The sequence below is a fragment of the Pseudoalteromonas sp. MMG013 genome (assembly GCF_018100885.1).
Taxonomy (GTDB): Bacteria; Pseudomonadota; Gammaproteobacteria; order Enterobacterales; family Alteromonadaceae; genus Pseudoalteromonas; species Pseudoalteromonas aurantia.
This window is the reverse complement of sequence record NZ_JAGJEE010000022.1, coordinates 25,897-51,749: the sequence shown is the minus strand read 5'-3', so window position 1 is coordinate 51,749 and position 25,853 is coordinate 25,897. Positions and strand designations below refer to the sequence as shown.

The 25,853-nt window shown below is 41.8% G+C and carries 24 protein-coding genes and 2 pseudogenes; 6 read left to right on the top strand and 20 right to left on the bottom strand.

Annotated elements, in window-relative coordinates:
- Window positions 1-12: 12 nt before the first annotated feature.
- The 10 genes from J8L98_RS17565 to J8L98_RS17520 form a co-directional block, all read right to left on the bottom strand.
- Window positions 13-2,724, bottom strand: coding sequence for a hypothetical protein (locus J8L98_RS17565; RefSeq protein WP_210997495.1), 2,712 nt, complete (start codon window positions 2,722-2,724; stop codon window positions 13-15).
- A 119-nt stretch (window positions 2,725-2,843) separates the two neighbouring features.
- Complete coding sequence (locus J8L98_RS17560; RefSeq protein ID WP_210997494.1) at window positions 2,844-6,158, bottom strand: hypothetical protein; 3,315 nt, start codon at window positions 6,156-6,158, stop codon at window positions 2,844-2,846.
- Between the two features lie 239 nt (window positions 6,159-6,397).
- On the bottom strand, window positions 6,398-6,802 hold the full coding sequence (locus tag J8L98_RS17555) for a GPW/gp25 family protein (RefSeq protein WP_192509457.1): 405 nt from the start codon (window positions 6,800-6,802) through the stop codon (window positions 6,398-6,400).
- An 18-nt stretch (window positions 6,803-6,820) separates the two neighbouring features.
- A complete protein-coding gene (locus J8L98_RS17550; RefSeq protein WP_210997493.1) occupies window positions 6,821-8,443 on the bottom strand; it encodes a phage baseplate assembly protein V in 1,623 nt (540 codons plus the stop codon).
- Between the two features lies 1 nt (window position 8,444).
- Window positions 8,445-9,179, bottom strand: coding sequence for a hypothetical protein (locus J8L98_RS17545; RefSeq protein WP_210997492.1), 735 nt, complete (start codon window positions 9,177-9,179; stop codon window positions 8,445-8,447).
- Window positions 9,180-9,184: 5 nt separating this feature from the next.
- On the bottom strand, window positions 9,185-9,442 hold the full coding sequence (locus J8L98_RS17540) for a hypothetical protein (RefSeq protein WP_210997491.1): 258 nt from the start codon (window positions 9,440-9,442) through the stop codon (window positions 9,185-9,187).
- 26 nt (window positions 9,443-9,468) lie between these two features.
- Window positions 9,469-9,924: a phage tail protein gene (locus tag J8L98_RS17535; RefSeq protein WP_192509453.1), complete on the bottom strand. Its 456-nt coding sequence runs from the start codon at window positions 9,922-9,924 to the stop codon at window positions 9,469-9,471.
- Window positions 9,925-9,975: 51 nt separating this feature from the next.
- On the bottom strand, window positions 9,976-10,422 hold the full coding sequence (locus J8L98_RS17530; RefSeq protein WP_192509452.1) for a phage tail protein: 447 nt from the start codon (window positions 10,420-10,422) through the stop codon (window positions 9,976-9,978).
- Between the two features lie 115 nt (window positions 10,423-10,537).
- Window positions 10,538-11,977: a phage tail sheath C-terminal domain-containing protein gene (locus J8L98_RS17525; protein WP_210997490.1), complete on the bottom strand. Its 1,440-nt coding sequence runs from the start codon at window positions 11,975-11,977 to the stop codon at window positions 10,538-10,540.
- A gap of 309 nt (window positions 11,978-12,286) precedes the next feature.
- A complete protein-coding gene (locus tag J8L98_RS17520) occupies window positions 12,287-12,685 on the bottom strand; it encodes a 3TM-type holin (protein WP_210997489.1) in 399 nt (132 codons plus the stop codon).
- Between the two features lie 637 nt (window positions 12,686-13,322).
- On the opposite strand from J8L98_RS17520, the gene J8L98_RS25095 reads away from it, so the two are divergent.
- Window positions 13,323-13,457, top strand: coding sequence for a hypothetical protein (locus tag J8L98_RS25095; RefSeq protein WP_282098779.1), 135 nt, complete (start codon window positions 13,323-13,325; stop codon window positions 13,455-13,457).
- Window positions 13,458-13,866: 409 nt separating this feature from the next.
- Here the strand turns inward: J8L98_RS25095 and J8L98_RS17515 are convergent, their stop codons facing one another.
- Entirely contained in the window at window positions 13,867-14,283 is a 417-nt protein-coding gene (locus J8L98_RS17515; protein ID WP_210997488.1) for a hypothetical protein, read from the bottom strand.
- Window positions 14,284-15,019: 736 nt separating this feature from the next.
- Between J8L98_RS17515 and J8L98_RS17510 the strand changes: the two genes are divergently transcribed.
- Genes J8L98_RS17510 through J8L98_RS17495 form a run of 4 tightly spaced genes read left to right on the top strand, consistent with a single transcriptional unit; the run spans window position 15,020 to window position 16,596 of the window.
- On the top strand, window positions 15,020-15,244 hold the full coding sequence (locus J8L98_RS17510) for a DUF4177 domain-containing protein (protein WP_119860791.1): 225 nt from the start codon (window positions 15,020-15,022) through the stop codon (window positions 15,242-15,244).
- Entirely contained in the window at window positions 15,237-15,461 is a 225-nt protein-coding gene (gene yidD, locus J8L98_RS17505) for a membrane protein insertion efficiency factor YidD (RefSeq protein WP_210997487.1), read from the top strand. Before J8L98_RS17510 ends, yidD begins: the two co-directional genes overlap by 8 nt.
- Window positions 15,462-15,470: 9 nt before the next feature.
- On the top strand, window positions 15,471-15,842 hold the full coding sequence (locus J8L98_RS17500; RefSeq protein WP_210997486.1) for a TM2 domain-containing protein: 372 nt from the start codon (window positions 15,471-15,473) through the stop codon (window positions 15,840-15,842).
- A complete protein-coding gene (locus J8L98_RS17495) occupies window positions 15,820-16,596 on the top strand; it encodes a M48 family metallopeptidase (RefSeq protein ID WP_210997485.1) in 777 nt (258 codons plus the stop codon). Before J8L98_RS17500 ends, J8L98_RS17495 begins: the two co-directional genes overlap by 23 nt.
- A 117-nt stretch (window positions 16,597-16,713) precedes the next feature.
- On the opposite strand, the gene J8L98_RS17490 is transcribed toward J8L98_RS17495, so the two are convergent.
- Window positions 16,714-17,088, bottom strand: coding sequence for a hypothetical protein (locus J8L98_RS17490; protein WP_210997484.1), 375 nt, complete (start codon window positions 17,086-17,088; stop codon window positions 16,714-16,716).
- Between the two features lie 292 nt (window positions 17,089-17,380).
- Here J8L98_RS17490 and J8L98_RS17485 point away from each other — a divergent pair, with 292 nt between their 5' ends.
- Window positions 17,381-18,139, top strand: a complete 759-nt coding sequence (locus tag J8L98_RS17485) for a hypothetical protein (protein ID WP_210997483.1) — start codon at window positions 17,381-17,383, stop codon at window positions 18,137-18,139.
- 444 nt (window positions 18,140-18,583) lie between these two features.
- On the opposite strand, the gene J8L98_RS17480 is transcribed toward J8L98_RS17485, so the two are convergent.
- The 8 genes and pseudogenes from J8L98_RS17480 to J8L98_RS17445 all read right to left on the bottom strand — a co-directional run bounded on the left by J8L98_RS17480 (window position 18,584) and on the right by J8L98_RS17445 (window position 25,483).
- The gene (locus J8L98_RS17480) at window positions 18,584-19,390 is read right to left on the bottom strand and encodes a hypothetical protein (protein ID WP_210997482.1); all 807 of its coding nucleotides are present in this window, start codon (window positions 19,388-19,390) and stop codon (window positions 18,584-18,586) included.
- A gap of 257 nt (window positions 19,391-19,647) precedes the next feature.
- Complete coding sequence (locus J8L98_RS17475) at window positions 19,648-20,565, bottom strand: hypothetical protein (protein WP_210997481.1); 918 nt, start codon at window positions 20,563-20,565, stop codon at window positions 19,648-19,650.
- Between the two features lie 169 nt (window positions 20,566-20,734).
- Window positions 20,735-21,574, bottom strand: coding sequence for a transposase (locus tag J8L98_RS17470; protein WP_247682600.1), 840 nt, complete (start codon window positions 21,572-21,574; stop codon window positions 20,735-20,737).
- A 115-nt stretch (window positions 21,575-21,689) separates the two neighbouring features.
- A pseudogene (locus tag J8L98_RS17465) lies at window positions 21,690-21,776 on the bottom strand (Type I secretion system protein TolC); the annotation flags it as partial.
- 108 nt (window positions 21,777-21,884) lie between these two features.
- Complete coding sequence (locus tag J8L98_RS17460; RefSeq protein WP_210997480.1) at window positions 21,885-22,547, bottom strand: HNH endonuclease; 663 nt, start codon at window positions 22,545-22,547, stop codon at window positions 21,885-21,887.
- 681 nt (window positions 22,548-23,228) lie between these two features.
- A pseudogene (locus J8L98_RS17455) lies at window positions 23,229-24,112 on the bottom strand (transposase); the annotation flags it as partial.
- A 39-nt stretch (window positions 24,113-24,151) separates the two neighbouring features.
- Window positions 24,152-24,310, bottom strand: a complete 159-nt coding sequence (locus tag J8L98_RS17450; protein ID WP_247682599.1) for a hypothetical protein — start codon at window positions 24,308-24,310, stop codon at window positions 24,152-24,154.
- Window positions 24,311-24,496: 186 nt separating this feature from the next.
- Window positions 24,497-25,483, bottom strand: coding sequence for a hypothetical protein (locus tag J8L98_RS17445; RefSeq protein ID WP_210997478.1), 987 nt, complete (start codon window positions 25,481-25,483; stop codon window positions 24,497-24,499).
- Between the last annotated feature and the right edge of the window lie 370 nt (window positions 25,484-25,853).

The following is a 25,853-nucleotide window of genomic DNA, read 5'->3' as shown; positions in this document are numbered from 1 at the left end:
GTAGTTCCTTGATTAGATTCGATTTGCCGTACTTTTGGCGACAGTAAATTTAGAAGCCTCTGGGCTTGTAGGGTTTATTTTTGAAAGTGAAACCGGTGAAATAGGCGTTAAATATGGCAATGGGGTATAACCCACAGTAAAACGGCGATGATTATTAGCGCTGTCTAACAGGCTGGGTTTGCATATTTCGTCAATACAGTGCTGGGCGGTCAGATAAAATACTGTATCGGCGCTAAAACCGATTGGAAATTCAAAGTTTTCGTTTGCAATAATAGCGGTAACTGAACGATGAATTTCGGGTAAAACGACGCCGTCGATCTCGAGCTCATCTGATAATGTCTGTGCTGAGTACGTCTGTAATATGTCATACATGACTTGCTTAATGGTCTCGAAATCAGCCTCCTCATTCGTTTCATTTATAATCAATGAAGCCAGCATCCAACGATGCTCGGCACTGTCCGATGCCGCATCTATTGGTTGCCTAAGAAACTGCTTTAATAGCGTATTCAGTCTCATTGCAACCGCAATAACAGACTCATTGAATTGCATGAACCGGCTCCGCTGAGCTTCACCATAAAAATTCAGCCATCCATAATACAAGCGCTCAAAAAGACTCATAGTTTCTTTGTCCAACCACATACTCTGGGCACTTTGATGCAGTGGTGTATACATCCTAATTTGAGAAGACACCAAGGCTCTAAATTCAAGGTTTTGGAACCGCGTCGGCCAATCTGGCAAAATAAAATGTAGCTGAGTCACTAAGGGCTGTTCAGATATGCTACCGGTTTTTAAATCGGTATTAAGCAAGCTTGATTCAAGCAAATAGAAGCTTTCCTTGTTATTGGTCGCAAGCGGCATTTGTCCTGGGTGGGAGAGCCCAATATGTCGCATTATATATTTACTGAGCCCAGCTAACTGATCACAGTGTGGTAAACGTGACAAATAATTAAACCCCATTCCTCGCTGGCACCCAAGCTCCCCTATTTCATTGAGTAATCGACATTTATCAATATACTGTCGAAGTAAAACTAAGCGAGCCACCAAACATTCTTCACCACTTTGATCTAATTCATTGTTTGCAAGTTCAGTCCTATACAAGGCAAAAACATTCTGGTACTTCAATGAATTAGGGTCTGGTACTGTAATACAAAAACGGGCCAATAAGTGTGCTGTACTACGATTGAGGCGCGTCAGTTGGGCTAAGCTAAAATGCGCTTCTAAGGTACGCTGCATACCTTCATTCTGATACGTTTCAATTGGTATAGTAATTAGATGCGCTAAACCACTAATTCCTTGCAGTGCCTGACTCAATTGAGAGTGAGGTAGTGCATTTACACAGGTCCAAAATGCCACACATTGCGTTTGATTAATTGACTCACTGGCCAGCATGTCATCTAATAAAGATGCAATAACCTGATAGCTGTCTGGACTTGGCAATGCCAGAATATGGGGGAGCACATCAAGTTGCTTGTGTTGGTCCGCTAGTATCTGATCGAATAAATGTAAATAACCTTTAAACTGCAACAGCTGTGCTTTTTGCCCTGAGTCAATAAGTTGATCTAAGCTTTTTTCGGTAACCGCAAACACCTTTGGTAGTTCGTGTTGCAATGAATCGTAGTGACTCAATGGACGATGCTCACCTTGTTTATGCGGCGCTAATAATATATTTCTTTCATTCAACGGTGCCGATTTGAATGTATCTAACGCAGCACGAATTCGAACTTTTTCATCTGTTGTTAACGTGTAAGCTTGCTGTTCAATGGTGATATTGATTGCATCAAAAAACAGTGGGCTTTGGAAAAATAACGCAGGCAGGCACACATCACCATTTGCATTTGGCGGGATTTTTGTTTGCCAATATTCATACCCTTGCTGAGATGATGCGGTTATAAACTTAAATTCACTAATATTGGCGATGTGTGGATGGCCATCAAGCACACTGAGAATATTTGAACTATAAAGATGCCGTTTTTGGGCTGTGTTCGCTAAATCTGAATCTAATACAAACCCATTATTTAGCTTTGGTCCATTATAAATTTGCTCTAAGCTGATGTTTTTTTGCTGTAGTTGCGCCGCGGTATATTGAGGAACACTCGGTGATATTTCATTGTCTATCAGTCGAAAAATGTCCACCAGCGTTTCAACTACATCATCGACGTTGTTTAAATCTAAGCTGACAGTCAGTAATATATGTTCCACCCCATAAAAGCCAATTTGGCCGAGTTGATGATTAACCGTTCGGTTACTGATAAATGCTTGATGGATTTTACTGATGACTTGTGCACGTATTTCATCACTACTTTGATACAGCTGAATCATCAAATCAAAGGTATCGCTAGCGCTCCCCGTTCCTGTATTTATGTCTTTGACATGCACATTTTTTACTTCTGTAATATCTAAAAATAAGCGCCGATAATCATCAGCTGTCACACAATGACTGAATAGAACCGTTTCTGGTGCGAGGAACTGCTGCCCGCGATTCGCATCACTTTGTGCACGAGACAACAGGTCTTCTACAGGAAAACTGAATTTATAGCTTAAATCTGACAGAACATAGACTAATACCTCCAGTAACGTAATACCGGGATCAAAACGGTTGTGATCAGTCCACGTATTTGGTGCAAATTGTTGCAGCCGCTCAAGTGCTTGTACTCTCAATCCCTCAAGATCTTGTCCACGATGCAAAACAAGATCATTAGAGATTTTCAATGGATTAGAAACCATAATTTACCTAATAAAATAGAGGTGATATACGCAAGACGCGCTGACCGAAAAGCTGTGAAAACTTTCTTTTAAGCTTTGCGTCGCAATGTTATGTATTCGATTAGCAAGGGGTTGCTGTATTACTGCACTTTAAAGTCATGCTCAATTTCCCATTTACCAATGCCTTCAAACACATCGCCCGAGACACTGGCTAATGAAATCTTATGGTTGCGAGCCGGTACTAGGATCTCTTGCGCATCCTTTGGTGCTAATGCACTATATTCGTTCTGATTGTCACCCGCGCGTTTCGCTCTGATCACTTGGATCATATCTACCGCAACATGTTGTTCTAACACTTGAGCTAACGTTGTTAAATAAATCGTTTTTGACAATTCGGACTCTGACTTATTCCACGGTGTTAATGTATCTATGACCAGTTGATTGAGCTCGATAACAGAGCTTTGGATATCATAAAGCGGATTAATTTTTACAATCAGCTCTACTTGCACCTCTACATAATTTGGATCTTCAACCTTCACAGCTAACCCAGGTACTGTGAGCGCTTCAATCAGATTAAGTACCTCTCGTTTTAAATATCGAGGTGCCTTTGGTTGCAACACATCTGGATCATAATTTAATGGGATCACAATCAAGGTTACCCCTTGGGAAGTATGTACCGCTCGTGTTGAATGTAATTGTGGGAAAGTTTGTAATACACAATGTTCAAAATCCCACGCTGTTAACAGCCTTCCCCTATGATGTAAACGCTCACTTACTCTTTGATTAAATGCTGCTGTCGTTTCTGTGACTTTGGCATCATAACTTGGATAAGGCTGGCTAATTTGCTTAACCATTGGATCTGGTTGCGCTAACTTTACAATTTGCTCGGCCGATAAGGGCTTCTCGTAATGTGCTTGTGGGTGTTCAATACTTTTTAATGTGACTTCTACACCCTGTGTGAACATGCCACGTATGCGTGAATAAATGGGATATATTGAAGACTCATTGGTCGGGTATTCAACGGAGTCATACTCAATACTTGCTCTAAGCCACAGCCGGCCATCATGATTAAAGCTATTCTCCAAGCCAACTTTTGGTAAATAAAAAATAATGATACCCGAGTCAAGTAAATCATAAGTGCTATCTTGCAAAATACGCCCTTCGCCTGCCTCGCCTTGTGAATCTTCTCGCTTTAATCGCTGCCAATGACCATTATCAAAATATTCCCACAAGAATTTAGGCGAGTGCCCCATGTTATAACCATCGATAGGATCTATTTGAAAATACATGCTCACTTGCCCAGGAGACACAACGTCTTTTAAAGCAATATAGAGATACCCTAATTTATCAATTTCTGGCAATAATTTAGCCTGTGCCATACGATTCAATGCTAGTGTTTGGCGACCAATCGGCGCTATATGCTCAAGCCAAATGGTATTCCCAACTACCGCGCTATGAGCGCTAGTGACGCTTTCACATTCATAATTCAACTGAACTAATTCCAAATGCGGTGTATAAGGGGGAGAAACCTGAATGGGTATGAAGTTATCTGGTGATTTGCCCAACGCTATGCCATTTTGATAAGCAAAGTACTCCACAACACGTGTGTAGTCTTTGTGACCAAAAGCTTGGCTGGTTAATTCGAGGCTGTACCATTTTGGCCACTCTTTCGCATCTAATTCAGCCATTGGCAACGTGCCATAGTCTGCCGCTACATTATTATCGGCTGTCGTAAACTCTATGGTATTTGCGGCTTTATTGTTGACAACGATTGGCAATGTATCCTGATCATAATCATCATAAAACAGTTTCGTGCTGTGTCCTTTCCCAGAAAGTGCTTCTGATGCTAGCTCACTTCCCAGCGCTTTGTCCGATTGATAGATCTTCACTTCGCTATCGGGCCAAGTTAAACAATCACACGTACTATCTAATAATGTGTTTAAGTCAAACGACGTCACAGCACTGCATACCTTTTCTTCCGCGCGAGTCGAATCAGACGCTTCCACAGTACAACGGCCACTTTCATTAAAGAACTCAGAGTTCTGTGATTGATCCGCTTGAGTAAAGAGGTAGAAGCTATATGGCTTGTAATACGTATTAAAGTCACTGGGTCTATCTAACCAAGTAAACGATAAGCTGGCGTAAGTAATGTCTTTGCACAATAACTCTGGATGGGTAAAATGAAATTTAGCCGCAAGCCTAGGGTCTAGACCAAAAGGATCAAACGGCTTTTGTGTATCCAGTGCGCCTTCGCTATTACTCGCAATAACCCCTGATGCGCCAGTCACTTTCACATTAAGTTTAATATGCTCTATGCCAATTTGGCTCAGTAACCCTTGATTCGATGCTTGTTCACCATAAACCGACAAATATGCATCGCTTTTCAATACAAACGATAAATAGGGTAAATGCAAATGGCCACCAATATATTCATCATCAGCTGGAGATAACGCAGGGAATAAAGGCGATAAGGTGATCTGAAGTCGAGTTTGGTCAACACTTTGCGCATGACTTTCAAATGCCCACGTATCAGCAGCCAATAACCTTGGTCCATCTACAGTACTGGCATAAATATCAAATACGCTCTGCCAATCGGATACATTTACGGGCGTACTTCCCAGCCTATCCGTCGCAAACTGCAATGTGACTACGCGCTCGCCGCCTAGCAAAAACAGATCTTGAGAGGCGACTTTAAACCCTAGCTCAACCTCAGGTTGACCTTCTTCGGTTGATAACGTCCCTAAGCTTGGCACACTCTGTTCAAGTATTTGCCCTGTTTGAGCATCAAAGATGACATTGCGTGCCACCTGCAATGATGCATGTTGACCCGACTCTGATGTGATCACCCGATTTAAGGTGGCTGCAAAATCAACTTGGGCATGATTAATCGCTGCTGGTGTCGTTGTATGGTAGATTAGCGCATTACCTTCACTGTCTTTGCCACCATCAAACTCAACCCCTTCAGTAAGCGTCATTGAGGCGATATCACCAAGTGTAATAACAACATGCGCACTATCCGGTTGCGCAACTTGCTTAGTAAAACGCAATACATCATGAAAATAATGATCCAAATGCCGACTCACAAACGCATTAAATTGTGCACTTGTATGTTGTAACAAATCAATGAACGTCAGCAATAACGCCAGATCAGGTCGACTCGCCAATGCCTGAGTATCAGTACTAACAACTTGGTTTTTTAGCATGTTGGCTAATGATGCTAACTGATTGGCATCAGGTAAAACCTGTTCCCAAGTCTGTAAATTCGGCACACTTGCTTCATCAATAAAACGTACTTGTTTTGCTAGCTGTTGCAGGTACACCAACCACTGCTCAATCGTGCGTGCTTCAATTTGAAAAAAAGCACTCGACAGTGGCTCTGTACGACGCTGAGATTGGCTTAACCCTTGGTGTAAAGGGGATAATATATGTACAGGATAATTAGACTTTTCAGTCATGATAAAACCTTAAGTTATCATTCTAAAATTAAAGCAATGCCTACAAATCCAAGCTAAGGTGCTGGTTTTGCAATAACCACGAAATGAATACAGCGCATAAACTCGAAAAATTCGGTACGATTAGGTTAACGTCATATTTAGCGTACGAAGCGATGTTGAATATGCAGTTCAAAAGCGTTGCGCATTGAACGAGAGGTGTAAAACGTGAACTCTTTTAGCCCAAGTAACAATCAATGAAGCTATACAGATTGCTCAAGTAGGTAAAAAGGAAAAACCATATTACTGCGACTATTCGTTTGGCGAATCAAATACTGCAATTCAATAGTGAGTATGCCGTCATATAACGCTGAGCTATCAAATACAATGTCTTGTAATGTGATCCTTGGCTCATAATTAAGTAATACAGTCGCTATCTCTTGTTTTAGGTCTGCTAAACTTTGCTCTGCGGCTTCTGCAAAAGTAAAACTAGACAACCCAGAACCCATTTCGGGCCACAGTGGACGTTCGCCAATGAGCGTGTGCAACGCCAAATAAATGGCTTGTTGCAATAGAACTTCACCTGACGCTATAGCGGGTCCTGACTCGGAGGTTGCAAAGCGTGGAGGGAACGCCCAGCCTTGTCCTAAAAATGCACTTTGTGACATGAATTTTTCCTTTATGTACTATTTAACGTCTGTCGCTTTGGCTTCTATGGTGGCATTGCCATCCGCTTTGAGGTGAATATCTTTACTTAAATCAACCATCGCTTTATCTTTACTCATCAAATTAAGCGTGTCTTTTGCTGTTATCGTGGCCATATCTTTTTGCGCAAGGGCATAGCCTTGCTTTTGCCCAAAGGTAATTGTTTGATCTTTGCTACCTTTAAGCAGTAAGTGCGGTTCTTTTAATGTAAATTGAACAGCCAACGCTGGCTCTTTAAAAAAGATGCCCCGCTGTTCATTTTTATCATCATATGCAAAAGGCGGCATGACTTTTGGGTTATGACATGCACCAATAATCACAGGATAACGCGCATCGCCTCCAATAAAGTCCACCAATACTTCAGTATCAAGGTCTGGCGGTAAGAAAACGCCTTCCTCTTTGCCTGCAAACGGTGTTAACAATCGCGCCCAAACGACCTTCTTGTTGGTTGCCGTTGGTAATAACACCGGAATGCGTTGTAACGCTTCGTCATCTTTTTGAAAAGTGGCCACTTTTGCCATAACAGGGGCTGCTGGAGGTAACGTCTGCCATGGTGACCAAAGTGTTCGTGTTAATGGCACACCCAATACATATTCACAGTACCAGCCTCGGTCACTGATATGGTGGTGAATTTCCCCCACTAAATACTCTCCAGCACTGAGCTTGCCAACGCCAGATACAGTTAACGCATCGAGTAATTTCACCCCTTTTAATGCTTTTTTACTCGACATATCAATGCGAACGCGACCTTGGTACATATCCAATAAACGAAAATGGACCTCCGCTGTTGCACTCGCGGCAAGCTCAGTTTTATCAACGGGGGCTTGCGCATGGCATAACTGAGCAGGCAAACTAAACGCGGCATCGGCATCTGCATGTTTTGGATATTTGTAACTACTCGCAAGAGGATCTGCATTCGCAAGCAAGGCTTGCTCTTTTATATCCCAACCGGTGTATTGTGTTTTCTTTAAATGGCTGCTTGTGTCTACAGACAGCTCAAAGTCAATACATCCATCCATTGCCAAATTAAACGTATGGGTGCCTGGTTGGTGTTTTTTAAGGTCAACAACATCAGCTTTGCCTTCATCGCATAATACAAAGCCATTCACCAAAGCCCGATGCATCAACATATCCCACGGGGATTGCTCAATCATTAGAAATTGGTGGTGTTTAATCTCACTTTTAGCAATCTTACCTGCTGTCGCCCCAGCTCCAGATAGCAAATCCGTTATGATGTCAGTATCTGATGTTTTTGGGTCATACAATTTACTTAGCTTTGCTTGGCAAAGCTTATTAACGTCGCCACGCGCAATCACCTGAAGGTAAGTTGCACGGTCATAACCAATCGATTGTTCGGTGATAACGCCAATATAAATTATCTGCTGCGGAGCCTCTGCAATCCCCGCTTTGACAACAATTTCCTTGCCCATTTTGAATAAATCAGCATCCGTCGTAAAAAACGACTCGGCCGCCATATCACCATCTTCAATGAGTAGCGTCAGTTGCGAAATTTGATTCACTCCCATGCACGTTTTTATCTCTCGCACGGCGACTTTTTCAGATACCGCATTACCTGCCACTGTAATGGTATACCGTATATCCATGCTATCGCTCCAACGGGGGATAAGTTATCTGCTGACCGATCTCTGCCCGTCGCACTGATGCCAGATTATTTGCTGATGCAACGTGGTGAACAAATTGCGCAGAGCCGTAGATCTGCGCCGCCTGTACCAACACCTTATCACCTGCTTTAAGCTGAAAAATATGCGTTAAATCTGGTGAGCTTTTCCCTGACTTTAATTTTATTTCTTTCTCTGATAAACATTCCGTCAAACAACAACTCACTTGGGCCTTCACCCGGCGGCCTTTGCTATCAACGAGCTCATTTTTGACTTCTACCTCGGAAAACATACCGCTAAAGCTGCCATCAGCGCCCGCATTAAGTGCCATATTGAGTGGGGTAATTGTCACAAACGCAGGCACATGGGTTTTCCCTTGTACCGCAGTGCCATATTTCAATAACGTTTTTATATGTGTTTCAGTCGTATTGTCACCCATTACACGCTGAAGCAATTGATTGGGTGTTTCAACAACGGAGTCATCCAATAAAAAAGTCATTTTCAAAGTAGATGGTGCCGACTTTTGATATTGACTGGCACCACTTTCGGCCCCCACAACGCTTGAACTGGTTACATTATTTTTGTACGAACTTTGCAAAGAATTAGAATCGTAAGGGAGCGTCAATTCAGCAATTTTATTACCTGCTCCGCGTTCAACTTTTGTATAGAAGGTAATTTTACAAAGCGGTAAACCATCCGCGGTTATGCCATTATTTTTCATATTATCTATGGCCTCTTTTGTCTTACAAATTCTGCAAATTTAAGATCAACATAGCGTTTAAGGTCCACAGCAACACTGCTTGACCATCTGGCTAAATCATCTTCATTGAGTGTTTCATTCTCAGGGGCACATTCACAATTTTCATCCGGTGTTAATGCCTCATTAATTTCGCCATTATCCACATCGGCAGAAGCTGAACTCGAAGTCGGTTCTTGTGTCTTTAACTTTGCTTTAACTTGAATTTGATCACATTTAATGTCCACGCTCTCTCCTTTGCATTCACACATCATTAGGGAATTGGGATCGATACTGACTTTAAGTCGCTATAACTAAAACTCATAGACTCAATCAGAACATCATTCCGAGTTGCGTCCAGACTGTCCCACTCCCAACTTTCTAAAAACGCCCGTTGTACAAACCATGCTTTGAGCGGCAAATTATTGTCGTTCAATAATGTAATTAGAATATCGTTACGCATCATGTACATATCCCAGTAATTCAAATTCACTAAATTACCTTCTTGTACCGTGCTTGGTACTTTCAATACCCCACGCTTAAGGACCAAAGTCCGTGCTTGCTTTGTATTGGCGATAGATACGCGATTTCCGCTACGCTCCACGCCTCGAGCTGACTTTAGTCCACTAATTTCTTTAAAGAATATATCTATAGGGTTAGGAATGCCGGCAGTCATGATCACTGCTGCAAATCGATACCCTACTAAAGGAATGCCTAGATCTTGGATCATAATATGTCCTAAAAAGGCACCGAAGTGCCTGACACAAGGAGAATGTAATGATTAATGGAATTCGATTTTAATATCGTCAGCCATCATTTCTAGTGACTCAACACTGGCTTCATTTGAGCCGCCATTAATGCTTGGCGCTGTAAGCTTTTTAGGGAAGGCATTAATCACTTTCCACGTTACTAACGGTTGGGAGCGATCTTCATTCGTCAATGAAATGGTAATGTCTTTTTTATCCACCAAATTTAGGCTAATCGACGAAATCCAATCGTAAAATTGACTTTTTTGACGTACTAAGCCGCGCTTAAGGGTGATATTCACATCTGTCGGTTGGCCAGGCATGTGTTTTTTACCATGACCATCTTTATAAGTAATTGTTTCAACACCAATATCTAGCCCAGAAACTTCTGAAAACGGGATACTCTCTTCGCCAAAACTTACCACAAAGCGGTAAACTGGAATAGGATACTCCGCTTCAATATCCGTTCTTGCTGTAGCCATATATAAACTCCAAAATTTGTATTGTGTGAGCAGCATCTGCCCATAAGAAATGAGATTGATTGAGTGGGTGTATTGATTGAATGCATAACCTCACCCAATCATTGAGTTAGAGGGCTTAGCCTTCTATGCTTTTATGTGAGAAAGTCAAGACGATAAACTCTGCTGGTCGCACCGCAGCTAGACCGATTTCAATATTCATAATGCCATTGTTAATATCATCTTCAGTCATCGTTTGGCCCAGACCCACATTGACAAAGAATGCTTGCTCTGGAGTTTCACCAAAAAATGCGCCTGCTCGCCACAGATTTTCGAGGTAGCTTTCAATCATGGTTTTAAGCTTTAGCCAGGTAAACGGTGTATTTGGCTCAAATACCGCAAAGTGCGTGGCTTTTTGAATCGACTCTTCGACAGTATTAAACAAACGACGGACAGATACATAACGCCATTCATTGTCATTACCTGCAAGCGTACGAGCGCCCCAAACCAAAGTGCCTTTACCCACAAAGCTGCGAATAGCGTTAATTGATTTGCCGGAAGTAGCATCAACGTTCAGATTTTTTTGGTCGTCGTTGTCAATGGCGACTTTAGGTGCAAGCACTTGCGAAAGCGCAACGTTTGCCGGTGCTTTCCAGACACCACGGTCTTTATCGGTCTTCGCAATAGCCCCTGCAACCGCTGGAGATGGGGGTAATACAAGGTAATTTTTACCTAATTCAGCTTTTACTAAATTATACGTTTGTGCATTATAGTCAACGGCTGCATCATCGCCTAAATCTGCCATGCTCACTATATTAAACGTGTCGGTACCGGTACCGTCATCAATATAAACATTTACGTTTGACTCGTTATAACTGCGAGCAACCGTTGTTTGCAGATATGGGTAATACGATGCCCCATATTGTAAACCAGCTGTTATTGATGAACGAAGCATTGTTGAATCTGTGGCAATATCGAAATCACCCGTGGCTGTTTTTACCATCTGCATTTGCACATCAACGAGGGCAAATCGATCCATACGCGATTCTGCATGAGCAAGTGACTTATTCTGTACAGAATAGTGGTCAACAGCGCCCAAACCAATTGATTCAGGTGTCGAAATTAGCGTGACCTCATCCACTTTGTTTAAACCAGCGACCGCAGTTTCAAAGTCTGCTTTACTTAGCCCGTTACCTGCTTCACCAACTGCAACGACATAACATGCACCGCCACCATTAGCAAAGAAGTGGCTAACAGCTTGATACAAGAAATACTGAGCCGCTGGGGCACCATTGACTTCAGCGCCACCCGCATCCAATGAAATCACCTTAAATGCCGTATTTGTGTCATTTTTTGATTTCAACATGAAGCTTTCTTGGTATGCACCCCCAAAATTAGCTTCAAATTCAATCATACTTTTAATGCGAATTGGCTTTTGTACAATTGATTCACCATTGATATCTTCTATCTTTGTTGAATAGCCAATAAACGCGGGGATTGCCGTAGCGACTTCCGCCACTGAAGGAGGCAAAATCGACTTTTCTCTAACGTAGACGTCAGGGGTTTTGTATTGAGACATAATGTTTCCTTTCGTTGAATAAACATATTCTTAAGCGCCGAGTCGGCAAGAATTTAAGGGATGGGGAACAAGTTCGATTATTTTAAAGGCATACCCACAAGCGCCGTGGTTGGGAACTTAACCTGTGGGCCAAACTTGTTCCCCAAAAGACAGTGAGCCTTTGCCACGGCTCCGCCACATCAGTCCCAACTGATGTGTACGTATTTATCTTTTTGTACAATGAAGACGCCATCAACCGATGGCTGTGAATTTAAATTTTAAATTAATTGCGACTACAAACGTGACACGGCAATTGGCAACATTTCACACTTATTTCGCCACGCCTTTTAACTTCTCTACAGTACGCAGCCCCGCTAAACCTAGCATGGCGAGCGTGAGCTCTAGCATGGCATCTAGAGGCAAATTCGGAGTGCCTATACCGGGCCAAATCCATTGCAAAATGGGGTTTATCACAAATGCAAATAAAAACCCGAGGCCACACACCCACATTAAAAATGGCCGCGCCCCTGCAACAAACAAACTGCGGTGAGAGGCTTGCACCTGATTAACAGTGCTTTGTACTAAATTAGGCTGCTGAGCGACCCGTTGCTTTAGTATTGCCAAATTAAGTGCTTCCTCATCACTGGTAAAAAGCTCATCTAATAATGTGCCAATAGCAACCATGGGGGCTTGTGTATTGGTAGAGAATAGAGTTGATAAAAATCCCATATTGCTTCCTCTTTACGATAAAATCAGCTGTTAAAATTGTTGAAGTCTGTTAGGTCGCTCACAAGGAGCGCCTTACATAGAAAAAGTATTGATGACGCCGAGAAGATATTAATGACACTCACAGGATATTGATGACGCAGATATGATATTAGCGACTCCCACAAAACATTAACGACTCCCCTGTCTTCCTGACGCAGGTCAGGATCCACATCTGCTTTACCTCGAAAGCGCTTAACCGTGCACATTGACCAAGCATGGACCCTGAAACACGTTCAGGGCGACGAGGTATTAATCATGCCGATCAAATATTCATTGCACAGACAAGATATTGATGACGCCAATAAGATATTGATGATGCCGATAAGATATTAGCGACTCTCCTGTCGTCCTGACGCAGGTCAGGATCCACATCAGCTGTACCTCGAAAGCGCTTAACCGTTCACATTAACCAAGCATGGACCCTGAAACACGTTCAGGGCGACGAGGTATTAATCATGCCGATCAACTATTCATGACACAGACAAGATATTAATGACGCAGATATGGTATTAGCGACTCCCACAAAACATTAGCGACTCCCCTGTCTTCCTGACGCAGGTCAGGTTCCACATCTGCTTTACCTCGAAAGCGCTTAACCATGCACATTGACCAAGCATCGACCCTGAAACACGTTCAAGGCGACGAGGTATTAATCATGCCGATCAAACATTCATTGCACAGACAAGATATTGATGACGCCGATAAGATATTGATGACACTCACAGGATATTAATGACGCAGATATGGTATTAGCGACTCCCACAAAACATTAGCGACTCCCACAAAACATTAGCGACTCTCCTGTCTTCCTGACGCAGGTCAGGATCCACACCTGCTTTATCTCCAAAGCGCTTAACCGTGCACATTAACCAAGCATGGACCCTGAAACACGTTCAGGGCGACGAGGTATTAATCATGCCGATCAAATATTCATTACACAGACAAGGTATTGATGACGCCGATATGGTATTAGCGACTCCCACAAAACATTAACGACTCCCTTGTCTTCCTGACGCAGGTCAGGATCCATGTAGACTTTGCCCCTAAGTTTGTTTTCGAATACCACGCTAAGCATAGACTCTGAAGCATGCTCAAGGCGACTCTGCTTAAGTCAAGTAACAAATACGTTAGCGAAAACTTGACTATGCAATTGTCAGCTTGGTTTGTGCGGCATCAGTAAACTCAATAGAGATATTGATCACGGGTACCGGATCTGGCACACCCTGTGGGTCTTGTGCAGGCTTAGATACCTGTAACATCGCCATTATTTTGGTATCTTTAGTCACCAATGCAGTTTTTGACTTTCCCTTAACGGTTAAATTTGGTTTTCCTGAGATCACTTTTCCCATCGCAATACCGCCTTTAAATGCCGCATTATCATAATTTGATTGAAACTTTTGCAGCCACTGCTTGACGTCGTCTTCTGTTAATACCGGCTTTTTTCCTTGCGATAGTTTATTTTTTGTCGCCGATGGGATGTTATCCGTGGTTTTCACTAATTGTTGTGCACCATTAACCGTGATTTTTATAGCCGCTCCATCAACACATACAAGAGGCATAGATATTTACTCACACTGAATTACTCAATATGACTAAGACGCGCCTATTTACGCATTGTGATAAATCAACGTTCACATGTGATTACTTTTTCGCTCTTAAAGCGCTTAACCATGCACGCTGAATAGGCATGGACCCTGAAACACGTTCAGGGCAACGAGGTGTTAATCATGCCGGTCAGATATTAGTGACTCTCACAAGATATTGATTACGGGCATGAGGTATTAACGACTCCCTGTCTTCCTAACGCAGCTTTGGATACATAAGGGCTTTGTCTCTACCTCTACGTTGGCCAAACATGGACCCTGAAACACGCTCATGGTGACAAGGAAGTAATGACACAACATTTTGATGACACTGATAAGATACTTGCAACTCCCCAGTCTTCCTGACGCAGGTCAGGATCCACATCTGCTTTATTTCCAAAGCGCTTAACCGTGCACATTAACCAAGCATGGACCCTGAAACACGTTCTGGGCGACGAGATATTAATCATGCCGATCAGATATTAATGACGCAGATATGGTATTAGCGACTACCCAGTCTTCCTGACGCAGGTCAGGATCCATGTAGACTTTACCCCAAAGTTCGCTTTCGAACACCACGCTCAGCATAGACCCTAAAGCACGTTCAGAGCGACGAGGTAATAGTTCCCATCGCGAAAAAACAAAATGGTTGTTTCCTTATTTCTGTAACGATAAAATACGTCTGTATAATTAATAAAATCAAGGAAGTATTATGACTCAATATGATGAATATAAAGTGATCCATGTCGTTGAAGGTGGCTGTGGTACGTTATTATTAGGCTCAAGTGGTTTACCATTAAAGAAGCTAGAAGCCACGCTTAATCGCGAAGCACAAGACGGCTGGCAGCTTGTATTTCAAGTCATAGAAAATAAACGCTTTTTGCTATTTTGGAGCCGTGAAGCTGTTATTCTGACGCTGGGCCGAAAACGTGCTTAAACGCTTTGTGCTGCGTGCCATTGCCGCTTATCAGGCCAATGGCGGCGCCAAAGCACACTTTAATTTATCTTGTAACTTCACACCGTCATGTTCTGCCTATACTTATCAAGCAATTGAGAAATATGGCTTACGAAAAGGCCTCCGGCTTGGAATAAATCGCGTTCGACGTTGTAACGATCCAGACTGTGTTGATGTTAAATCTGACCCTCTACCTTAGGAGAGTAAAATGGATGATTCGAGTTTAAGAGACCAAGAGGAAGCATTGCGTCAAGCCGTTTCATTGTTACCGCAAGAGGCCCGAAAACGCTACTATCAATTAGAACAAACGCTCGTCAAAGACCCCGATACTTATGCCGTCTTAAATTATTTTTTCGCGGCTGGGCTACATCATTTCTATCTAGGTAAAACATTAAAAGGGATAATGAATTTGGCCCTTATGCTCATCGGCTTGGCGACCCTATCGAGCATTGGCTTTTTTATTATTTTATTTGTCATCATCATCGAATTACCTCAGCTTTTTCGTAGCCAAACAATTATCAGAAAGCACAATATTAAAGTGATGGAAAACGTTATCAATGAACTCCAACCTAGAACATAGGATACGAAAAGAAAAACAAAAGCAGTGGCTATGGATCGCAATGAGCGCCCTGCTTGTTGTTTTGTTTGCAAGTTATCAGCTTTATACCCAAGCGATTCCCTATTTGGCCCAAAAGATTGCGGTCGCCATTCCTCAGCCCGTTTATCAAGCCGTCGATAAGCATACCCTGACTACCCTCGATGATACTGAACTTTCAAAAACCCAATTGAGTGAGCTTAAACAGCAAGAGATCAGCACACTCTTTTCACAATTAATCGACAATAAACGCGAGGCCCAACATGTGTATACACTTGAGTTTCGCAATTGGGAAGATCAAGCCAATGCAATGGCGCTGGCAAACGGCACCATTATTATTACCGATGCAATGGTCACGTTGGCAGCTGATCAACAAGAGTTAAGTGCGATTTTATTACACGAAATTGGTCATATTGAACACAATCATGTGATGGAATCTATTGTCAGTTCTTCCCTCGTATTTGTTGCCTTAGGTGTCATATTGGGAGATGTTACCGCACTTTCAGATTTGTTACTGCAAGGTACCATTATTGGTATAACGCAAAGTTACTCCAAACAGGCTGAATTGGAAGCAGATAAATATGCATCTGAGCATTTAATAGCCCAATATGGTGATCATCATGCTATGAGCGCCGTGTTTCAAAAACTCGCAACAGAAAACCAAGATGAGTCTAGTTGGTTAAGCACACATCCTAGTTTTGATGAACGTATTGAGAAAATTCAAAGTACCGAACCATAAATCCATCTTCCCGATAAATTTAATCGATTGTTTAAGGTGATCCGCAGCTGTTTAGAGCAATATAAAAAGCGGTTAGGTAACCTCTAACCGCGTCAATTTACCAAACATATTTATAGGTTATGGTGTCACAACTTGTAGGTTAGTCAAAGCGTTAACCTTAATCAAAAGCTTAAGGTCGACTTGGCTCATCGACCCTGCAATGTCAACGGTATAGGTATTTGGCGTCGCCGCAAAATCAACGCCAGCTAATAGTGCATTAACCACATCTAAATACTCAGGTGCAACCACCTCACTTAACTTCGCTTTTGTCAGTTGCACATCATCTGCATTAATACAGGTACCGGCCGCTAACGTAACTACCGATGAACTATCGAAGCAGGTATCACCCGCTGCAGCAGTATATTCAACAACTTTCATTTTAAGATTTGAAAATTCAGGGTTAAAAATAGTTGATGATTCTGTTGGTGCACAACCACAATTATTATCTGACATAGTTAATTCCTTAATTATTATTTAAAAGTCATTATTGACTCAATAACAAGGACGTGAACTATACTGCGTTGTGAAATTTAAATATTAATTAGATAAATATTCTTTAACACCATCACAGTTTATTTTTACAAAAACAGCGCTGTGATAAACATCATAATATAGATAAAATCATTATGTTATAAAAAGACAATTCGCAAAAAATTCATTATTCATAAATTAAATTACCCCGTATTGTATAAGTGAACACTTAACTTACATTTAATTCACGCTTCATTTATAAAAAGGAATACTTATGAAAAAATTAATGCTCATCATTGCAACAGGCGTTGCACTGACAATTACAAACGATCATGCTGCTGCATCGCAACTCATTTATGATACTGACGGTAGCGCGGGCCGCGTCACTTATTATAACAACGCCCCCATTTCGGCAATGGTAACGCAATCAAGCTCTACGTATGATTTAAGTGTATACACGCCACATTATACCAACCCCACGCCTTGTCAAAGCGCAGCCGTGTATGACCAAAATACCGACACATTGATCGTAACGTTGTCAGTAACCAACAAAACCCTATCGGGAAAAATCCCTCGAGGACATGAAGACCAAGTAAAATATGTACAAGCCAATTGCACGGACGAACAAGGTAATAGCCAAACGCTCAGACACAAATTAGCACCGGCACCAAAAATTAGCTTCACAAGCCAACTGACGGTTGCAGACTGGATTGATTCAGATGGCTTTCGTCCTGGTTATTATGACAGCGTTGTCTATCAAGCCCAGCTTAATATTGATAATGGCGAACCCGATGGCTTCTGCCACACCAAATCTTTTAGAGGTATAATCCCAACATTGCTTACAGAGCGCCATAACACCGGTTTTTACAGTGATGTGATCACAGTCAACGGTGAGGCCAAGTACGACGCCGTTGTCAACGTGCTCGTAAATGAACTTACTTGTAAAAGCACTGGCGGTACCACTCGCGCAGTCGAGGTGTGGGAAATTACCGAGCAGCAACAAAACCGAGAAATACACATTTATTCACTTTAATTCAAACTGAAGGGGCTACTTTTAGCCCCTTGATTTTTCCTTAAATAACGAAATGCTTTGACGTTTATGCGCTGCGCCAAATTGCATACTTCAACCCACTTATTGGCACACAAGGATATGTGCGGCTGTATAAACCATACCTAAACTCGCCTTCGGCGCTTCAATCAACAAAAAATGGTAACAAGACATCACACTATAGGCTGGAACAACGTAATCAAACCGAGAGTGTGTTTCACGCAGCGTGATTAAAAAAGCTGGCTAGCCGACAGCTTATGAACGGACCTTTTCCGCCTACGTCTACAACTCATCATATGATAAAAAGTGTACTCGTACTCAATCCGTTAAGATCTCACCTAACTGTGAATTATCGAATATACAGACTCGTTTAACGCTTATTGACGTATATCTTGAATCCCTTTCTTTAAAGTTTAGCCATATTACTAATCAAAACAATGATGTATTCCAAACAACATCCATTTTTGATTTTGAGTTCGATGATAAATCATTTGCAGCGATGTAGATTCTATTAGACTCCATCAATTTAGATATTTCTTGATGCCGCTTTAATAGGGGTTCACTTTGCTTTTTTGACAATTCCTTTCGTAATTCATTTTCCAATTCAGCCTTTTCCTGTACCAAATCGACCCATGGCGGTGCGTTAAGCATATCTTTAAATCCAAGCGGGGTATAAAAAGGTGTTCTTGCGTCACTAACGCCACCTGCAATTACATACGGAACACCCTTATTTTTTGCTCGCTCAGCCAAGTGAAATGTTAATATCTGACCAATTTTTCTGCCTCTTGGCGTTGCATCCAATGTTTGTATATTCAATGCGGTTGTACTTTTGAATTTTCTATCCAAAAACCCCAGTCCCGCTTGAACATTCGCCAAGGGTATTGTCATTTCATTAAAAGCCAAACGGGCACTAATCGCTGTTTCTTGTTGTTCACTATCGCGAATTGCCCCTTCAAAACTAATCACGCTATCGTCCTCTTTTAATTCTGAGTATATCGTTGATCCGTCTTTTTGCTCGTACCCCATTCTCTGTACAATCGTGTTGGAATCATTATTACCCATCATCTGCATCGGGCGGTTATTTTCCTTTGCTTCGTGCAGCCTCCTTTGTGTAATTGAGTTAGACCAACGATTAACAAATCTACGTGCTTGCTTCACATGACACTTTTTCTGCACAATAGAATCCGTAGCCTCACTACATTGATTCTCTTGTGGCTTTTCTCTTTGCATATGCATATCTCAACCCTTTTCTTACTTTGGATTTATCCTATTCGCCCAAAGGTCAGTAGGAACAAACCGCTTGTTTCGCCGCCCCCTAAAAAACAGCATGTAATTTGTTTGGAAATCACGTGTTCTTTCTGTGTTTTTGCCCAACTTACAAAGTAATGCAACTCACTGAACCCAAAGCAAAAGAGCTCTAAAATACAGTGTGTCTTTCTCCGAAACAAAATACATTGCCGCTGTACGCCCTCTTACTGATAGCGTTACTCGCATTAATCAAAAAATTTATCCGACGGATCAAAATTAGCTACTGGTTTAGCTACATGTGGTTTAGGTTTAGCTTGAGTCTTATCTTGTCCACCATGCGCTAAATTGAAAGATTTTTTCACTGTATCAAAAAACTTCACATTATCGGGTGTTTTTGATTTTCGCCCAATCTCATATATCGCAACACTGACTAATGGTTGCTTGGCGTAACCAGTTGCGCCTTGCTCACCTATTGATAACTCACTTGTCGCAATTGAGTCACGATTTACTAGGGCTACAAGCATGACACCATCTGTCGCAAACCCAGTTAAACCACCAAACTTAGTGGACCACTCCTCAATACGGCCTTCCTCCGTTTCTTTTATATTAAGTCCGGTTTGTGCTTTTGCGGCGGCTTCACCCGGACTTGGCAAATCTTGGCCAGCACTGACCTCCCCCCCTAATGTTTGATTAGCGAGTATTTTCTTCGCTTGATTCGAGTTAGTCCCACGAAAAATGAGTGTGAGGGCGCCACTTGACCCCGACAATATTTCACTCAAACGCTGTTGGTTTTCACTGCCAGTGTAAGCCAACTCAAGTGCGGCTTGTGACACGGCACTACTTTGCAGATAGTCATGCCCCTCTGTCATTGCCCGCCAGTACCCTCGCAACGCAGTGCCTATAGCGATGTTTTCTCGCCCTTTTATAACATTAAAAAATTGATATACATATTGAGCAAACATATTATCAATCGCTAAGTTGTGCGGGTTAATACCACCAGCTCTGCGCACTATATTTAAATTTGCGATAAATTCACCATAACTTACCGACTCTTTGCCTTTCATAAGAGCTCGCTGTACTGGCGCTGTGTTTATATATGACTCTCGCTTTGTCGGTATTTCAGCCATTGGCTCTGGTTTCAATATTGGTTTGTGCTTATACATAAGTCACCTCATTTTTAAGGATTTGAAAGGTCGGGGGTGTAGGTTTACTTCAAAAAGTTTTGGATAGATTTACGCGTAATTCACAAATAGCAGGTAATAAACAAGGGAAGGTGTAAATTAGCCATTGCTAACCTACATCGTGGAAACTTTGGGGTCAGAAACTTTGGGGTCAGGTCTTGCCTTTTGCTATTATTCGACTGATCCGAGAATAATGAAGGTTAAAGAACTCTCCTAACTCTTTTTGGCTATAGTGCCCTGATGAGTAGGCTTGTTGTATTGCTTCATTGCGATTTCGGCTGGTTTGCTCATATTGTCGTAAGGTTAATGCTTTCGCCCGAACTTGCTTTTTAGGAACTTCTGATAAATCAGCCTTCAGCATCTCTTCGTTTGATAAAAAACGCTGAACAAAAGCATCACTACCTAAAAACACTTGGTTAGTAATGTTTTGCCACAGATTTATCCCTGTTCCATTTACAACAAACTCAGCAAAGCGTGAACGAGCCAACTGGCGGTTGGTCGAAAAATGTCTTAAAAGGCTATCAACATCGAGCCAGTTGGGCGCATCACTTAAACCCATCACGCAATGCCAGCTACTCCAAGGCCATTGCTCCAGTGTTTCAACCATATTCGCTCTGATAGGATTAAGTACAATGTAACGATTTAATTCGAGTAGGTATTCATCTTTATCCACCAATATAGACTTAAATCTACCTTGGAATAAATGCCCTACTCGGCAATGAGCGCGATTAAAAGACTGGGTATAAACTCCATTGAGCTGCCGCATACCTGCACTTATGTTGGCTTCCAGTGTTTCAACAAGTAAATGATAGTGGTTGGTCATTAAACAATAAGCGTGAATGTACCAATTAAACCGTTCACATACTCGCTCTAGCTGCGCTAGAAATAAGTCAAAATCCGCCGGTTCAAGATAAATCGGCTTTCTCTCATTACCGCGCGACGTTACGTGATATAACGCCCCTGCAAACTCCAATCGTAGTGGTCTTGCCATTGTTCTTCCATGAACATAGATGGTTGGAGTATTGAGTATAGTTGATGTGATGAGAAAGGACTAAAAAGGCAAAAAGCAAGATGTGACCCCAAAGATGTTTGACCCCAAAGATGTTCAAAAAAGCGCGACGAACACAACGAGAAATGCAGTGATAGTAAGGTGTGTCAGCTAAGCTGACTTGTTGACTCCTTGGGCGTGGCATCTGGAAATCCTTTTCCTAAGCAGAGTTAACACTGTTTACTTATACAGCCCTTTGTTTTAGGTCGCAACACCAATGGGTATCTCGAATAGATTGCGAATAGGTAATAATTTATCCTTCGGTAATGGTTATACCATTTTGTGTAGCGCCGCTATTTGCATTAATCGCTGCCCCAAGTCCGCCAAAAGTACCAATCATACCCATGTCAACTTGGTCAAGGGTACCACGTTGTCCAATTTCTCTGGTTTCCATAGGGTTTCCATTTTCTATGGTGATTCTTTCATGAGCAATAACGCTAATTTGATTGGCATTTGGCCTGTTACCATCAACAGCGGGACTGTTATTTTCACTTTGACTTATAACACGTGCATTGCTATACGAGTTCGAACCCCACTGTGCTCTTGGAACGATATGGTCAATTTCTGGAACATAATTACTCGCATTATTCCTGTCTAATAATTGTTGGTTCGAATGGTCCGATATTCCACCGGCAACTCCGGCAGGTAGCGCTGTCGGTACTACATTCGGATTATTGGCCAAGTTGCTAGCATAAACACCGCCATGAATATTAAAAGGGCCTCCGCCATAATGGGCAGTAGTTGAACCGGTTCTACGGGTCACATTTCTGTAATCATTGGGGTTGGTCGGCTCTCTTCCAATATGCACTCGTTGAATAGTACTTGTATTAGCATTATAGTTCTTCCCTTCTCCTATAATCATTCTTTGAGCAGGTGTTTTTGGTCGATAATCAACAAAACCGAATTCTTGCTTCACATAACTCCTCTTCTGAATAACCGAATTAGCAACAATCCTGCTTTTATTCTCTGGCGTTTTCTCTACTTGTGCATACATATCTCAATCCTTTTATTTTTCATTAGTGAATGTTGTAGGCTTTCTTCATTGCCTATCGCTACATGGAGGTAACTTATTAGGTAATGCAGGAGCAATCCTTATGGGCTTATTGGACGGCAGTTCCATCCGTTGATCATTTAGGATTGCTTTTTATTTACTTTTTTCAAAGCTATTTTTTTGCTCCTTTTCGAGGGAGGGTTTTAAAAACGACACCTTCGTTTTGCCCGATTCCCATTACCTATTGGAAGTTTTCAAAGTATTTTTTATCTTGCTCTTTTCTGACTTTCTCATTGTTATGGTGAATCAGGACATCCATTAAATCTAAACCTATAGTTCATAGGCGGCTGTCTTGAGATCAGTAGTTGGTTTAATCGCGATTATTGGAAAACGAATCGTTTTGATGTATTTACACAGCTATAGAAAGGCGTTGTTTGGCTTTTAGGCATGAGAAAAACTCATAGAGTAAACGCCGTACGAGTAAATGTTTATTATGTTCTAGTTTAGCTACGCGAGAAGTTTAGTACATCGTCTATTTGGCTTGGCTTTAGGGCTCGACTCCATGTACCCCCTCAAGCTTTGCTCTGCACCAACGACTGCATGAGAGTTCTTTTCAAATTGAGTTGAGATTGCAATCCAATTTTCATGAGAAATACCGACGCGTTGTAGAATCGGTGACAACGAAAGATCAATCGACCCTCTCTTATCTTCCCTGACTACCCGACCTGTTAGGTCTACAAGGCCTAAGTAGCCTTTAAGCTTAAACGCAACACCGACCGGTTGGTTTTCGCGTTCATTGCCAATAAATGGTATGAGTTCTTTTGGTTGATCTGATTGTTTGGCAGATTCTATGCGCTTTTTAACGCTGGTAAACTCAGAGGATTCAGGCGTTGCTGCAATTTTTGCTCGTAACGGGTTTAAATCGACATAGGCCATACAAGCGATCAAAGCGGCCTCATCAAGAAGAGCTTGGGATTTGAAACGTCCTTCCCAGAATCTGCCAGTACAGCCATCTTCAAAGTTCGCTTGTCGGGCTATGGGTTCATTCAATTCCCGCATAAACCAACTGATATCTGAAAGCCTATGACGATACGTTTCAGCAATTAATTCAACGACATCTAACACTGTTTTAGGCATGTCTTCACCCCGCATGTACCTCTGGGTAAGCACAGTCCCTTTGTGAAGCTTATGCCAACGCTCAATCACCTCCCTTGTAGTCCAGTTTTTCGCCGCTTGCTCGTTAACATGCAACACCACATGAATGTGATTACTCATCACAGCATAAGCGCACACATCAAGAGCGAACGCTTGAGCAAGAAACAAAAGGCGGTTTTCAATCCATCCTCGACGATGTTCAAAGTTTTTTCCTGTAACAGTATCTTCACCGCACAAAAAAGCGCGACGAACACAACTAGACTCTTTAATTCAAATAAGCAGTGGTAGTAAGGTTTGTCAGCTAAGCTGACTTGTTGACTCCTTAGGCGTGGCATTTGGAAATCCTTTTCCTAAACAGAGTTGGCACTGTTTATTTACACAGCCTTTGTTTTAGGTCGCAACACCAATGGGTGTCTCGAATAGATCATGCCATTAAGGCTATTCGTAGATTTAGATGGGTGGTGTTTGGCGTAGCCGAGGTGCTCATCCATTTCAGCGTTAAGCGCTGTTTCAACGGTGACCTTTTTCAACATTTGGCTGAACTCGTTTAGATCTTCAGGCGTTTTAATTCCTTTGACTGCTTCTTTTGCGAAAGCTTCAAGCTCTTTTTTTCATTTGTCATCTGCCTATCCTTAACCCAATCTTAGGGTAATTGTTGATAGGCAGTTGTACAAATTTAGTTTCAGTGACCACGCTACGCATAGTTTTGAACATATTGGTTACTTCTTTATCGCTACGCCCCTTAACTTCTTGTCTAGGTCTTTATTTCTAAACTCCCACATTTGCTTTACAACCTCCGTTGTAATCTCTTGTTGCTCTAGGTTGTCTAATAATTTATCCAGTTGTGGGTTGAGTATTTTTTTATCATAGGCTGCGCTAATAAATTGCTCCTTAAGCGCTAAGACCCGCCGCTGGTCAACCACCTTATCTTTAACCATATCACTGAAAACAGCTTTGCTATATATCCTTGCGCTGTCACGAATAACTGCATTTTGAAGTCGGGCAATGTACTCAGCAGATTTAATTTCCATTTTACTTCCTGGTTTCGATACATCATTAAATGTAATTTTAGCGCCACTTGTATTTTGAGACTTCATTAGAGCTTGTAGTGCGTAAAACTCTTCGGCTTTTACATCAAACGTGATCACGGATTGATCAATTTTGCCGTACTCTAAAGCATGGTCAGGTTCTCCAAAGCTAATATTAAGCGGGGCATCACCTAGCGTGATATTATTATGTTCGTATGTCACTCTTTTGCTATCTTCATCTTGAACACGGTATATTTTAATTGTGCTGTCACTGGGGTTCTTGACCTTTTCTGGAAGCCTAAGTTCAAATTTATCTCTATTAGGGTTAGCGTCTTCGAGCAAAGTTTTTGCAGGGCCATTTTTCCAATTTTTATGATTGGGCGATCTTTCTGCTGCATGTATCGCATCTAATTCAGATTGAAAAATAAACTCTTCACTGTCATCCATAGCGCTTTGTATCGTTTGTGTAACTACTTCTGCATCCGGTCTTGAGCGTGCCAGTGAAAACAGATTTTGCACAGTGGCACCTGAGTTACTAATAAATATTTTCCTCTGTACTGTCGAAGAAGCTGAGGACGATGCGCCTGACGAACCAAGCAACTTTCGTCGCGCATTTATAGTTGAAGAAGCATCGGTAATGCGCTCACTGTCTTTTAATTTATCTAGCTGTAAATACATAGTAGAAAATCTTCTATATTTTGGAGAACCTGAGGGTCAGGTCTGCTTTTTATTCTTTAAGTAGTTAAGTTTAAAGGAATCGTCTCATGCTGCTTTGGAGCCACTTCCCAATTACTACCTTTCTTCTCGTAAAACGTAGCCTCGCATAAAAATGTAGAAGGACACATTTTGTTTACAAAACCAAATCCATGCTTCACATTACTTTTTTCTGAGCAACAGAATTGGCAACCGCCCTACTTTTATTTTCTTTTGGCTTATCTAGTTGTTCATACATATCTCAAACCTTTATATTTTGACTTTGCCAATTGTTATAGGGTTTCTTCATTCTCTATAATGATTGGGCTAAAAGATGTTTTAATGGCTTTTAGGT

What these genes read in the sequence shown, in the direction of transcription:
- J8L98_RS17520 (WP_210997489.1), bottom strand. Translation starts at nt 12,685, where the DNA reads ATGGGATTTTTATCAACTCTATTCTCTACCAATACACAAGCCCCCATG.
- J8L98_RS17565 (WP_210997495.1), bottom strand. Translation starts at nt 2,724, where the DNA reads ATGGTTTCTAATCCATTGAAAATCTCTAATGATCTTGTTTTGCATCGT.
- J8L98_RS17495 (WP_210997485.1), top strand. Translation starts at nt 15,820, where the DNA reads ATGAACTCCAACCTAGAACATAGGATACGAAAAGAAAAACAAAAGCAG.
- J8L98_RS17445 (WP_210997478.1), bottom strand. Translation starts at nt 25,483, where the DNA reads ATGTATTTACAGCTAGATAAATTAAAAGACAGTGAGCGCATTACCGAT.
- J8L98_RS17525 (WP_210997490.1), bottom strand. Translation starts at nt 11,977, where the DNA reads ATGTCTCAATACAAAACCCCTGACGTCTACGTTAGAGAAAAGTCGATT.
- J8L98_RS17545 (WP_210997492.1), bottom strand. Translation starts at nt 9,179, where the DNA reads ATGAAAAATAATGGCATAACCGCGGATGGTTTACCGCTTTGTAAAATT.
- J8L98_RS17550 (WP_210997493.1), bottom strand. Translation starts at nt 8,443, where the DNA reads ATGGATATACGGTATACCATTACAGTGGCAGGTAATGCGGTATCTGAA.
- J8L98_RS17500 (WP_210997486.1), top strand. Translation starts at nt 15,471, where the DNA reads ATGGATGATTCGAGTTTAAGAGACCAAGAGGAAGCATTGCGTCAAGCC.
- J8L98_RS17535 (WP_192509453.1), bottom strand. Translation starts at nt 9,924, where the DNA reads ATGATCCAAGATCTAGGCATTCCTTTAGTAGGGTATCGATTTGCAGCA.
- J8L98_RS17510 (WP_119860791.1), top strand. Translation starts at nt 15,020, where the DNA reads ATGACTCAATATGATGAATATAAAGTGATCCATGTCGTTGAAGGTGGC.
- J8L98_RS17470 (WP_247682600.1), bottom strand. Translation starts at nt 21,574, where the DNA reads ATGGCAAGACCACTACGATTGGAGTTTGCAGGGGCGTTATATCACGTA.
- J8L98_RS17480 (WP_210997482.1), bottom strand. Translation starts at nt 19,390, where the DNA reads ATGCATATGCAAAGAGAAAAGCCACAAGAGAATCAATGTAGTGAGGCT.
- J8L98_RS17485 (WP_210997483.1), top strand. Translation starts at nt 17,381, where the DNA reads ATGAAAAAATTAATGCTCATCATTGCAACAGGCGTTGCACTGACAATT.
- J8L98_RS17450 (WP_247682599.1), bottom strand. Translation starts at nt 24,310, where the DNA reads ATGTTGAAAAAGGTCACCGTTGAAACAGCGCTTAACGCTGAAATGGAT.
- J8L98_RS17560 (WP_210997494.1), bottom strand. Translation starts at nt 6,158, where the DNA reads ATGACTGAAAAGTCTAATTATCCTGTACATATATTATCCCCTTTACAC.
- J8L98_RS17490 (WP_210997484.1), bottom strand. Translation starts at nt 17,088, where the DNA reads ATGTCAGATAATAATTGTGGTTGTGCACCAACAGAATCATCAACTATT.
- J8L98_RS17530 (WP_192509452.1), bottom strand. Translation starts at nt 10,422, where the DNA reads ATGGCTACAGCAAGAACGGATATTGAAGCGGAGTATCCTATTCCAGTT.
- J8L98_RS25095 (WP_282098779.1), top strand. Translation starts at nt 13,323, where the DNA reads ATGCACATTGACCAAGCATCGACCCTGAAACACGTTCAAGGCGACGAG.
- J8L98_RS17555 (WP_192509457.1), bottom strand. Translation starts at nt 6,802, where the DNA reads ATGTCACAAAGTGCATTTTTAGGACAAGGCTGGGCGTTCCCTCCACGC.
- J8L98_RS17475 (WP_210997481.1), bottom strand. Translation starts at nt 20,565, where the DNA reads ATGTATAAGCACAAACCAATATTGAAACCAGAGCCAATGGCTGAAATA.
- J8L98_RS17515 (WP_210997488.1), bottom strand. Translation starts at nt 14,283, where the DNA reads ATGCCTCTTGTATGTGTTGATGGAGCGGCTATAAAAATCACGGTTAAT.